This window comes from Streptomyces sp. MNU76 (assembly GCF_020982545.1).
Lineage (GTDB): Bacteria > Actinomycetota > Actinomycetes > Streptomycetales > Streptomycetaceae > Streptomyces.
On record NZ_JAJKLK010000003.1, the window covers coordinates 1,029,485 to 1,042,324 of the forward strand.

Sequence of the window (12,840 nt, forward strand, 5' to 3'; positions counted from 1 at the left end):
ATGGCCCCCACCCTCACCCTCAAATCCGGCACCGCCTGGACCGACGCGTGGCGGCGCTGTCTCGCCGTCGCCCCCGAGGCCTTCCGGGACGACCGGGTCCTCAACCTCTGGAACGGCACCTGGCAGGCCGACGGCCGGGCACTGCCCGCCACCAGCCCCGTCGACGGCACCCTCGTCGCGGGCCCGCCCCGACTGGACAGCGCCACCGCGCACCACGCCGTCCGGGCCTGTCTCGACCAGCACCGGGCCTGGCGCCACGTCCCCCTCGCCGAACGCCGCGCCCGGGTCGCCGCCACCCTCGACGCCCTCACCCGGCACCGCGAACTGCTCGCCCTGCTCCTCGTCTGGGAGATCGGCAAGCCCTGGCGGCCGGCCCAGGCCGACGTCGACCGGGCCATCGACGGCGTCCGCTGGTACGTCGACGGCATCGAACCCATGATCGAGGGGCGCGTCCCCCTCGACGGCCCGGTCTCCAACATCGCCAGCTGGAACTACCCGATGAGCGTGCTCGTCCACGCGATGCTGGTCCAGGCGCTGGCAGGCAACGCCGTCATCGCCAAGACCCCGACCGACGGCGGCGTCGCCTGTCTCACCCTCGCCAGTGCGCTCGCCGCCCGCGAGGGCGTCCCCGTCACCCTCGTCAGCGGCAGCGGACGCGAACTGTCCGAGGCGCTGGTCCGTGCCCCCGAGATCGGCTGCGTCTCCTTCGTCGGAGGCCGCGACACCGGCGCCGCCGTGGCCACCGCCGTCGCCGACCTCGGCAAGCGCCACGTCCTGGAACAGGAGGGCCTGAACACCTGGGGCATCTGGAACCACACCGACTGGGACACCCTGACCGCCGTCGTCCCCAAACTCTTCGACTACGGCAAACAGCGTTGCACGGCGTACCCGCGCTTCGTCGTCCAACGGGAGCTGTTCGACGAGTTCCTCGCGGCCTACCTCCCGGCGGTCCGCACCCTCCGCGTCGGCCATCCGCTCGCCGTGGAGCACCCCGACGACCCGTACCCGACCCTGGACTTCGGGCCCGTCATCAACGCGGCCAAGGCCAAGGAACTGACCGACCAGGTCGCCGAGGCCGTCGACCGGGGCGCCGTCCCCCTGTACCGGGGCCGGCTCGCCGACGCGCGCTTCCTGCCCGGCCAGGACACCGGCGCGTACGTCCACCCCGTCACCCTCCTCGACCCGCCCCGTCCTCCCCGCTGCACCACGCGGAACCCTTCGGCCCGGTCGACACGATCGTCCTGGTCGACACCGAGGCCGAGTTGCTCGCCGCCATGAACGCCTCGAACGGCGCGCTCGTCGCCACCCTGTCCACCGACGACCGGGCGACGTACGAGCGGCTGGCGCCCCAGATCCGCGCCTTCAAGGTCGGCCACGGCGAGCCGCGCTCCCGCGGCGACCGCGACGAGCTCTTCGGCGGCTTCGGCGCGTCCTGGCGGGGCGCCTTCGTCGGCGGCGACCTGCTCGTCAAGGCCGTCACCCGCGGCCCGGCGGGGGAGCGGCTGCCGGGGAACTTCCCCGATTACCACCTCATGCCGTCGGTCGCCTGACCTGGCCGTCAGTGGCCTGTTCGTGACCGTCCGATCACCCTTGGTGAGGCCGCGCGAACCCGCCCGTCGAGGCCCGCACGGCCCCGCCCGAAGCCCCGATATATGCAGGTGAAAGGCACTCCGAAACCTTGGTATTGTTGTCCATGTCGCCGCGGGGAACACCCCCGGCCAGGCGGCGGACACCTGGTCCGGGTGGCGGAATGGCAGACGCGCTAGCTTGAGGTGCTAGTGCCCTTTATCGGGCGTGGGGGTTCAAGTCCCCCCTCGGACACTCGCTACGGCGACACATGTGAGAAGGGCCCCGACCGGACGGTCGGGGCCCTTCGCGTGTTCCCGGCCGTGCTCGGCGCGCCGCGCCGCCGCCGACGGCCTCCGGCGGATCGAGCCGGACCCTTTCGTTTCTTCTCAACCTCTAGTCAAATAGCGTCACTTGAAGCACACGCCTCCCATCCGACGCGCGTGGCCGACGTACTCCGCGCGTGCAGGGCATCGGCGCCGTCCCCCACCGCTGCCGCCCCGGCAGCCGAGCACGTCACAGGAGACACATGTCCAGCTCTCCCCTGAAGCGCCGCACGTTCGTCCTGCTGGGCGCCGCGGTCGCCGCGGCCGCCGGCACCCGCACATCGATGGCCGCGCCGGCGGCGGTCCCCGGCACGCCGACGCCGGTCCGGATCGTCGACGACCACGCGACCCCCGCCACCCGCGCCCTGTTCGCGTACCTGAAGCGGCAGCAGGGCAGAGGCGTCCTGTTCGGTCACCAGCACGACCTGACCTACGGCTTCACGTTCACCACGCCCGACGGCAGGGCGTCCGACACCAGAGCGGCGGTGGGCGACCACCCCGCGGTCTTCGGCTGGGACACCCTCGTCCTCGACGGCGACGAGCGCCCCGGCTCCGAGGACGGCACCGACGCCGAGAACATCGCCGCGCTCAGCCGGTGCATCCGGCAGGGCGACGCCCGCGGCGGCATCAACACCCTCAGCGCCCACATGCCGAACTTCGTCACCGGCGGGGACTTCTACGACACCACGGGCCGCGTCGTCGGCCAGATCCTCCCCGGAGGAGCGAAGCACGCGCGCTTCAACCGCTTCCTCGACCGCGTCGCGAAGGCGGTCAAGGGCGCGCGGCGCCCGGACGGCACCCTCATCCCGGTCATCTTCCGCCCCTTCCACGAGAACAACGGCGGCTGGTTCTGGTGGGGCGCCGGCCACACCACCTCGGGCGAGTTCATCGAGCTGTTCCGCTACACCGTGGAGTACCTGCGTGACGTCAGGGGCGTCCACAACCTGCTCTACGCCTACTCGCCCAACGCCAGCCTCGGGGGCGACCCGGCCGGGTACCTGCGCACCTACCCCGGCGACCGGTTCGTCGACGTCCTCGGCTACGACTCCTACGACGAGGGCGCCGGGCCGACCCCCTGGCTGGACGGTCTCGTGAGGGACCTGGCGATGGTGGTCCGTCTCGCGAACGAGCGGGGCAAGGTGCCCGCCTTCACCGAGTTCGGGGAGAGCGGTACCGAGATCCGCGACCCGCAGTGGTTCACCCGGCTGCTGCGGGCCGTCGAGGGGGACCCGCTGGCCCGCCAGGTGACGTACATGGCCACGTGGGCCAACTTCGGCGGCACCAAGCGCGCTTATGTGCCGTACCCGGGCCACGCCCTGCTGCCGGACTTCGTCCGGTTCCACGAAGATCCCTACACCCTCTTCGCCGCCGATCTGCGCGGGGTGTTCGCCGCCCGCACCACCGCCGTCAGGAACGGCCCGACCGCGCACCTGGTGACACCGACCGACCGGCAGCGCGTGACGGCCGCCAGGACCACCGTCCGGGTGCGGGTCACGCCCGCGCGGGCGAGCCGGGTCACCTACTCCGTGAACGGCGGACGCGCCCGAGCGCTGCGCCCGGACGCCGACGGCTACTACTCGGCCGTCTGGTCGATCGGCCCCACCCTGCGCAAGAAGGGCTCGGCGACCCTCACCGTGCGCGCCCGGGTCGACGGCAGGACGCTCACCGACTCCGCCGTCGTCCTCCTCGGCGAGGCCCCACGGCTGCCCGCCGGGTGGATCGACGACTTCGAGGGGTACGCCGGGGACGACGTCGCGCTCGGCGAGGCGTACACCCACCTCAACACCCACACCCTCACCCTGTCGACCGAGCACAAGTCCTCCGGCTCCTACGGACTGGCCTACGCCTACGACTTCACCGGGTCCGAGTTCACCGGGATCGGCAGGCCGGTCGACGCCGACTGGACCGCCTTCACCTCCCTGCGGCTGTGGCTGCGGGGCGACGGTTCGGAGAACGCGGGTGCGCTGGAGATCGTCGCCGACGGGATCCCGTTCCAGTACCGCTTCGCGCTGAACGACACGAGCGGGCAGGAGATCAGGGTCCCCTTCGACGAGTTCCGGCCCGCCCCCTGGGACACCGGCAACGCCACCGCCGTGCTCGACGAGGCCCGTCTGGCCCGGGTCAAGACATTCAACCTGTACCTCGGCCGGGCTAGCGAGGTGGTGACCAAGGGCGTCGTGTACGTGGACGACATCCGGGCCGAATGACCCACCCCGCGGAAAATACGGTGACCCGGCCCCGCCACGGTCCCTAGACTCGCCCCACAACCGACGAGAGAGGGGAGCCCGACCGTGTGTGACCGTACCGCCGCCGTCGTCGTTCCCCGTTCCCTGTACGAGGTGATCCTCGTGTCCTCGTCCGTCCGGTGCCCGCTGCGCGGCCGGTACCGGATGCCCGTGACGCACGCCTGACGCCGACCCCTGTGCGCGTGACGGAGCGACAGCTCCGTCCGCGCGCACGTCCGTGCCGTCCGCCGTACCCGTACGGGAATCGCGCTGCCCTGAAACAGCTCAGCTGAAAGGCCACGGGCCATGCGCAGCAACGTCACCAACATCGCCAACCCCCTGACCACCGTGCGGAATCTGGGCATCCTCGCCCACGTCGACGCAGGCAAGACCACCGTCACCGAGCGGTTCCTGTACGCCACCGGGACCACGCACAAGCGGGGCGAGGTCCACGACGGGACGACCGTCACCGACTTCGATCCGCAGGAACGCGATCGCGGGATCACGATCTTCGCGGCGGCGGTGAGCTGCGCCTGGGACGGGCATCGGATCAACCTCATCGACACCCCCGGCCACGTCGACTTCGCCGACGAGGTGGAGCGCTCGCTCCGGGTGCTCGACGGGGCGATCGCCGTGTTCGACGCGGTCGCGGGCGTCGAGCCGCAGAGCGAGTCGGTGTGGCGGCAGGCCGAGCGGCACGGCGTGCCGCGCATCGCCTTCGTCAACAAGCTGGACCGCGCGGGCGCCGACCTGGACAAGGCCGTCGAGTCGATCCGGCAGCGGCTCCACCCGGTCCCGCTGGTGGTGCAGTCGCCGATCGGTACGGAGGACGGGTTCGTCGGTGTGGTGGACCTGCTGCGCATGCGGGCGCTGGTGTGGGCGGACGGTTCCGACACAGCTGACGAGGGTCCGGTCCCGGACGACCTGCGGGACGAGGCCGAGCGGCGACGGCGGCGGCTGGAGGAGGCGGTGGCCGAACTGCATCCGACGGCGCTGGAGGAGTTCTGCGAACGGGGCACGCTCTCCGCGCGGACGCTGGCCGCCGCGCTGCGCGACCTGACCCGCACGGGCGAGGGCGTGGTCGTGCTCTGCGGCTCGGCCTATCGCAACCGTGGCATCGAACCCCTGCTCGACGCGGTCGTGGCGTACCTGCCCTCGCCGCTGGACGTGGCGGCCGTACGCGGCACGCACGACGGTGCGGAGCAGGAGCGGGCGACCGAGGCGGAGGCGCCGGTCGCGGCCCTGGCGTTCAAGGTGAGCGCCACGGCCACGGGACGGCTGACGTACGTGAGGCTCTACTCGGGCACGATCCGGAAGGGGGACACCGTGCTGGACGCCGGGACGCGGCGCACCGAGCGGATCGGCCGGATCCTGCGGGTCCAGGCCGACCGGCACGCCGAACTGGAGCGGGCCGTGGCCGGCGACATCGTCGCGGTGGTCGGGCTGAAGTCCGCCCGCGCGGGGACGACGCTGTGCGATCCGGCGGCGCCGCTGCTCCTCGAACCGCCGTCCGTCGCCGACCCCGTGGTGTCGGTGGCCGTCGAGGCGTGCCGGAGCACCGACACCGACCGGCTCGCCACGGCCCTCGCACGGCTCGCCGAGGAGGACCGCTCGCTGGTGGTGCGGACCGATCCCGAGACCGGGCAGACCCTGCTGTCCGGCATGGGCGAACTGCATCTGGAGGTCGCGGTGGAGAAGGTCCGGCAGGTCCATGGGCTGGAGGTGGCCGTCGGTCGGCCTCGCGTGGCCTGTCGCGAGACGGTCGTGCATGGGGTGTCGGGGCTGGTCTTCCGGCACGTCAAACAGGACGGCGGGGCCGGGCAGTTCGCGCACGTCGTGCTGGACGTGGCGCCTCTGCCGCCTTCGGAGGACGACGGTGACGGGGCCGCCACGGGCTTCGTCTTCCGCTCTACCGTCGTGGGCGGGCGGGTGCCGCAGGAGTACGTGCGCGCGGTCGAGGCCGGCTGTCGTGACGCGCTTGCCGAGGGGCCGCTCGGTGGTCACCCGGTGACGGGGCTGAGCGTCACCCTGACCGACGGGGCGACCCACTCCAAGGACTCCTCGGAGATGGCCTTCCGTACCGCCGGGCGGCTCGGGCTCCGGGCGGCCATGCGGGCGGCGGTGATGGGGCTGCTGGAGCCTGTCGCCGATGTCATGGTGACCGTGCCAGCGGATGCCGTGGGCGGGGTGTTCGGGGATCTCGCGGCTCGGCGGGGGCGGGTGACGGATTCCGTGACCCGGGGTGAGTCTGTGGTCGTGACCGCGGTCGTGCCGCTGGCGGAGCTGTTCGGGTACGCGACGCGGTTGCGGAGCCGGACGCAGGGGCGGGGGCGTTCACGGCGCGGCCTGCCGGGTATGCGGCGGTGCCGGGGGCCGTGGCGGTGGGTTAGGGGGCGGGGGCGGGATCCTTTTCCGCCCCCGCCCCTACCCGTCCCATCCTCAAGGGGCTGTGCCCCTTTGACCCCCACAGTGCGGGTTCGGTGGGGGTTCTCGCGCAGTTCCCCGCGCCCCTAGAAAGCAGGGGCGCGGGGCTTCGCTCGGTGCTGTTACGCCCAGGGGCTCACGGCCGTGAAGCTGCTGTCGGCTCTGAAGATGTCCGTGGACTGGTAGGTCTCCACGCGCAGTTCGTAGTTGTAGTGGCGGATGTAGCGGCCCGGGTAGTTGTACGACTCCAGGCGGACGGAGCCGGAGGTCGTGCCCGGACGGGCGCAGTACGTGGCGTCCTTGGCGAACACGGTCGTCCCGTTGTTCGTGTCGAAGCGGAGCCGGAAGTCCCAGTGCCGCAGGTAGCGGCCCGAGGAGTCGCGGAAGGAATAGCAGTTGGCGTCCGCGAGGCCGGGCACGACGGTGAAGGTCGCGCTCTGCTTGACGGCGGTGCTGCTGGAGGCGCCCACCGGGTCGATGTAGCCGAGGCTGTCGGAGCGCACTGCGGCGTACCGGCCGGGGTAGTTGACGGACTGGAGGGAGCGGGTGGTGTTGGTGGGGAGGGTGACGCCGCCGGAGACTGTCTCCTTCAGCACGGTGGCGTGGCGTATGAAGCCGGTCAGCCCGGGCACCTCGGTGGGCGTGGACCAGGTGGCGAAGTTGTCGTAGCTGTCGCTGTACCAGTACTTCCCGGCGCGGTAGCCGTCGTAGTAGATGCGCCAGCCCCCGTTGTCGAGCGGGACCAGGGCCGGGCCCTCGACCCAGTCGCCGAACCCGGCCCAGTTGCCCGTCTTCCGTATGGTGTACGGGCCGGTGAGGCTGGAGGCGGTGGCGTACTCGATGTACTTCGTCGTCTCGTTCTTGGTGAACGCGTGGTACGTGGAGCCGACCTTGACGATGAAGGTGTCGATGTAGTTCGGGCCGATGCCGGACAGCTGGGTGGGTGCGGACCACGTGGTCAGCGCGGAGTTGGTCGCCGTGATCTTGTAGGCGGTGAAGTGGGTGGCGGTGCTCGCCGCCGTCAGGGACACGATGATGTTGACGCTGCCGTCGGTGTCGATGAACCACTCGGGAGCCCAGGTGCGGGTCAGCCCGCTGATCGGGATCGTGTGGTTGTACAGGAACGTCCAGTTCACCCGGTCGGTGCTGCGGGCGAAACCGATCGTGTTCCCGGTCCAGTTGGTGGTGTACGTGAGGTAGTAGAAGCCGTCGGTGTGCTTGAAGATGCTGGGGTCACGGATCAGGCCGGAGGGCGGGGTGTAGGCCGGGCCCTTCCGCAGGGTGAATCCGGTGGCGTCCGGCGAGTCGTAGACGTACATGTTCGACTCGCTGCTGTTGGTGAACGCGGTCATGGTGTACCGCGTCGCCTGCCCCGCCGGCGGGTGGGCGGCTCCGGCCGCGCCGGCGAAGGCGGTGGTGAGCCCCAGGAGGGCGGCCACCGAGGTGAGGAGGGCGAGGACCGCCCTGAGGGTTCTGTTCAACGCTCGTCCCATTTCTGCGTGAACTGCCCTGAGGCGTGAGGATGTTGTTTTGTTCGGTATGTCGTACATCGTGCGGAACTTCGGTCAGAAGATAAGAGGGGGGTATCTGCACGTCAATGGATCGCGCAGGGGTTTCTGCGAAGGGTGATTCCGCTTGGAGGTCCCTGTGGTGTTGCTGTGCCTCTCCCCGTGCCCTGGTGGACCACCCCCCCCGGGGTTGCCTCCCGTCCCGAAACGGCCCTGGTCACACCGTGTTTCCCGGCCGCGCCCCCGGCGGGCAACAGGAAACCCGTCGATCCCGGTCCGCGAGATGGCGATGCTGGCTTCGAAGTCAACGGCCAGGGAGACCCGGCAACAGTGAGAACCAGCAAGGGGGAAACATGCGCAACATGTTCCGCGGCGCCGCCGCGTTCCTGACGTCGGTGGCCGCGATGGTGGCGCTCAGCGGCTCGGCCGAGGCCAAGCCGGCCGACACCTGGGACGGCTGCCCGTACGGCGCGGTCTGCATCTACGGCCAGGGCGTCGAACCACGCGACAACCCGCACCCGACCAACGTGTACTACAGCTACAAGGCCCACAACCTGAGCAACCAGGTCGGGTACCACTGGGTCTACAACAACCAGTACGGCGGCGCCCTCGCGGACCTGTGCAAGCAGTACAACGGCGGCGACTGCATCGAGACCATTCCGGCGGGGCACGCCTTCTACCGCAACCTCACGCCCATCAACTCGATCGTCCTCCGTCCGTAGTGCCACGGAGAACGTCCGCCTGACGACGTCCGGAACCGGCTGCCCGCGGTTCCGGACGTCGGCGTTTTCGCCACTCCGGGTGAAAGACTTGGCCGCCCCCGCCGACCCGGCAGTAACCTGGGTTTCCGCCGTCTCACGGCCGCACTGCACTGCCTTGGGGGACACCTTGGGGGACCCGCTGCACGGACAGCAGACAGACCCTCACCACGGACGGGACCGGGACGCGCCGACCACGCTGTCCTTCCCGGCACAACTGCGGCGGCTCCGGCAGGAACGCGGAATGTCGCTCACCGATCTCGCCCGCCGGACCCACTACAGCAAGGGCTACCTCAGCAAGATCGAGACCGGCGCCAAGCGGCCGACCGTCGATGTCGCCCGGCTCTGCGACCAAGTGCTGGGCGCCGACGGGGAGCTGCTGCGGCTGGTGCGGCAGGCGCCGCGCGACGACGGCGACCCGGGACCCGACGCCGCCGCGCACCAGCCCGCCGAGACCTGCCCCTACCGCGGCCTGTCGGCGTTCACCCCCGAGGACGGGGAGTGGTTCTTCGGCCGCGAGCAGGCCACCGCCGCACTGGTGGAACGGGTCTTCGAACGGGTGGGCAGCGGACCGCTGTTGCTCGCCGCCCCATCCGGCGCGGGCAAGTCGTCCCTGCTCAACGCCGGTCTCGTCCCCGCGCTCAGGCGCGGCGACCTCCCCATGCCGGGCGCCGACCGCTGGCCGGTGGTCCAGCTCACCCCCACCGCGCGCCCCCTGGAAGAACTCCTGGAACGCACCGCCAAGGTGCTGGGCAGCGACCTCGGGGTCACCGCCGACGAGGTACGGGACGACCCGGACGCCCTGCTCGGCGCCGTACGGGCCGAGGCGGACACCTCGCCACGGGCCCCCGGGGAGCGACGGCCCCCACCGGCCCGACCGGTCCTGATCGTCGACCAGTTCGAGGAACTGTTCACGCTCTGCTCGGACGAGGGCGAACGCCGCTCCTTCGCCCGTGTGCTGTGCGCCCTCGCCACCTCCCGGCCGGCGGAGGGCACGCACCCGCCCGCCGTCGTGGTGCTCGGTGTCCGCGCCGACTTCACCGGCAGCTGTCTGGGCCTGCCCGAGCTCGCCCCCGTCCTCACCGACGGACTGTTCGTCCTCTCCCCGATGACCGTGGCGGAGCTACGGGAGTCCATCACCCGCCCGGCGGAGCTCGCGGGCCTCACCCTCGAACCCGGCCTGGTCCCGCTGCTGTTACGGGACGCGGGCCTGCGCGACGACCCGGACACGGGCCCCGGGGGTTCCGCGGTCGGCTCCGACGAGACACCCTCCGGCGCGCTCCCCCTCGTCTCCCACGCACTGCTCGCCACCTGGCAGCGGCGGCGGGACTCCGCGCTGACCGTCGACGGGTACGAACGGGCCGGCGGAATCCAGGGAGCGGTCGCCCGCACCGCGGAGAACGTGTTCGCGCGGCTGTATCCCGCCGAGCAGCAGACGATCCGACGCATCCTGTCCCGGCTGGTGCTCGTCATGGACGGGGCCGGAGCGACCCGCCGCCGGATGAGCCGGGACGCCCTGATGGCGCGGCTCGGCGACGCGGACGGGGCCGCCGCCGCGCTCGACGCCTTCGTCCGGGCCCGGCTCATCACCATGGACAGCGACACCGTCGAGATCACCCACGAGGCGCTGCTGCACGCCTGGCCCCGGCTCCGCGGCTGGATCCGTGCCGACCGGGCGGGCCTCCTGCTGCACCAGCAGCTCTCGCACGCGGCCGGTGAATGGGAGCGCGAGCGGCGCGACCCGTCCGCCCTGTACCGGGGCACCCGCCTCGACACCGTGACGGCGTGGGCCGAGGAGTCGGACGGCTGGAGCAGGCTCGGGCCCGACGAGGAGGCGTTCCTGAGGGCCAGTCAGGCGGAGGAGGACGGACGCCGCAGACAGGCCAGACGACAGGTACGGCTGCGACAGTCCATGCTGGCCACCCTCGCCGTACTGCTGGGCCTGGCCGTCACCGCCGGAGGTCTCGCCTACCAACAGCGCGAGGGTGCCCTCGACCAGGAACGGGTCGCCCGTTCCCAGGCCCTCGCCGCGCGCTCCGTGTCCCTCGCCGGGGGCCGCCCGGAGGCGTCGATGCTCCTCGCCGAGGAGGCCTACCGGACCGCCCCCACCGCCGAGGCTCGCGGCGCCCTGCTCAGCACCCAGTCACAGCCTTTCTCCGCCCGCATCGACGGGCACCGCGGCCCGGTCAACGCGGTCGCCTTCGCGCCCGACGACCGCAGCATCGCGACGGCCAGTTCCGACGGCACGGTCGTCCTGCGCAGCACGGCCGACGGCCACCGCGTCCTCGCCCGGTTCCGGGTGCCGGGGCGCGTGCGCTCGGTGGCCTTCGGCGTCGACGGCCGTACGGTCGCGATCACGTCCACCGACGGGCCCGTGACCCTGTGGAGCACCGGCGGGCACCGGCGGACGGCGGCGCTCTCCGACGCCACGAAGGGCGCGCGGGCGGTCGCCTTCGACCCGCGCGGCGGCGGACTCGCGGTCGCCGCCGCCGACGGGACCGTTCAGTTGTGGGACACCGGTTCCAGCGCCCGGCTCACCGCGACCCTCCCCGGGCACAAGGGCGACATCAACACGTTGGCGTACGCCCCCGACGGGCGGACGCTCGCCTCCGCCGGCGGCGACCGGGCCGTACGACTCTGGAACACCGACCGGGCCGTGCCCGTCGACGCCCTCGACGGGCACGCCGACGAAGTGCTGGGCGTCGCCTTCTCACCCGACGGGAGCACGGTGGCCTCCGCCGGCGTCGACCGGACGGTACGGCTGTGGGACGTCGACGACAGACGGCTGACCGACACGTTCACGGGCAGCAGCGACGACATCAACGGCGTCGCCTTCACCCCGGACGGGGAGACGGTCGTCGGCGCGGTCGGCGACGGGACGACGCGGCTGTGGGACGTGCGCAGCGGCCGGCAGACCCTGGTACTCGCCGGTCACACCGACTACGTCCTCGGGGTGGCCGTCACCTCCGACGGTGCCCTGCTGGCCACGGCCGGGTTCGACCAGTCCGCCGTGCTGTGGGACCTGAGCGGGGCCGTCCTGACGCCGCGTCCGTTCACGGAGGTCTGGCAGACCGCCTACAGCCCCGACGGGAAACTGCTGGCCACCGCCGACGCCGACCACACCGTACGGCTGTGGGACGCGCGGACGCACGCCCTCGTGGCAGCGCTGGAGGGGCACACCGAGACCGTGTTCTCGGTGGCCTTCTCGCCCGACGGGCGGACCCTCGCGTCGGCCGGCTCCGACGGCACGGTACGGCTGTGGGACGTCGCGCAGCGCAAGGCGCTGAAGAAGCTGACCGGACACAGCGGACAGGTCTTCTCCGTCTCCTTCTCGCCCGACGGCCGGACCCTCGCCTCGGCGGGCGCCGACCACACGGTGCGCCTGTGGGACGTGGCGGAGCGCCGGCGACTCGCCGTCCTCGGCGGCCACGAGGACTTCGTCAACGATGTCGCGTTCAGCCCCGACGGCCGCACCCTCGCCGGTGCCGGCGACGACCTGACCGTACGGCTGTGGGACGTCGCCTCGCATCGCGAACTCGCCGCGCTGACCGGCCACTCGGGCGCCGTGCGGGGCGTGGCCTTCAGCCCGGACGGCCGTACCCTCGCGAGCAGCGGCAACGACGGGACCGTACGCCTGTGGGACGTCCGGCACCGCAGCTTCGAGACCGCCCTGACCGGCCACTCGGGATCGGTACGTGGGGTGGCCTTCAGCCCGGACGGCCGCACCCTCGTCAGCAGTGGCAACGACCGCACGGTACGGCTGTGGGACGTCGCCGGACGGCAGCCGTGGGCGACACTCACCGGCCATACGAACGCGGTGTGGGGCGTGGACTTCGCCCCCGACGGGCGGACCGTGGCCAGCAGCAGCACCGACGGCACCGCACGGCTGTGGGACCTCGACCCCGGCTCCCGGCTGGCGGACATCTGCCGGTTGCGCGCCGACATCGGCGCCGAGGAGCGCGCGGCACTGCTGCCCCAGGTTCCCGTCCCGGCGGACCCGCCGACGTGCGGGCGTGGCTGAGCGACACGCGGC

At 72.0% G+C, this 12,840-nt stretch carries 4 protein-coding genes, 1 tRNA gene and 2 pseudogenes; 6 read left to right on the forward strand and 1 reads right to left on the reverse strand.

The annotated features are described in order from the left end of the window. From E4N62_RS10920 to fusA, 4 genes and pseudogenes are all read left to right on the forward strand, one after another. Positions 1 to 1,550, forward strand: a pseudogene (locus tag E4N62_RS10920) (aldehyde dehydrogenase family protein). Positions 1,551 to 1,736: 186 nt separating this feature from the next. Beyond that, positions 1,737 to 1,821 (forward strand) — tRNA-Leu (locus tag E4N62_RS10925). Positions 1,822 to 2,095: 274 nt separating this feature from the next. Next, positions 2,096 to 4,099 carry a glycosyl hydrolase gene (locus tag E4N62_RS10930; RefSeq protein ID WP_230213704.1) on the forward strand — a complete coding sequence of 668 codons (2,004 nt, stop codon included), beginning with the start codon at positions 2,096 to 2,098 and terminating at the stop codon, positions 4,097 to 4,099. A gap of 324 nt (positions 4,100 to 4,423) precedes the next feature. Next, positions 4,424 to 6,507 (forward strand): annotated as a pseudogene (gene fusA / locus E4N62_RS10935) (elongation factor G). Between the two features lie 156 nt (positions 6,508 to 6,663). Here fusA and E4N62_RS10940 read toward each other — a convergent pair. After that, positions 6,664 to 8,022, reverse strand: coding sequence for a glycoside hydrolase family 43 protein (locus tag E4N62_RS10940; protein ID WP_230213705.1), 1,359 nt, complete (start codon positions 8,020 to 8,022; stop codon positions 6,664 to 6,666). Positions 8,023 to 8,402: 380 nt separating this feature from the next. Between E4N62_RS10940 and E4N62_RS10945 the strand changes: the two genes are divergently transcribed. Together E4N62_RS10945 and E4N62_RS10950 are read left to right on the forward strand one after the other, a co-directional pair. Then, positions 8,403 to 8,771 (forward strand): hypothetical protein, encoded by a 369-nt coding sequence (locus E4N62_RS10945; RefSeq protein ID WP_230213706.1) that lies wholly within the window; start codon positions 8,403 to 8,405, stop codon positions 8,769 to 8,771. 166 nt (positions 8,772 to 8,937) lie between these two features. Then, the gene (locus E4N62_RS10950; protein WP_268269297.1) at positions 8,938 to 12,828 is read left to right on the forward strand and encodes a helix-turn-helix domain-containing protein; all 3,891 of its coding nucleotides are present in this window, start codon (positions 8,938 to 8,940) and stop codon (positions 12,826 to 12,828) included. Positions 12,829 to 12,840: the final 12 nt, after the last annotated feature.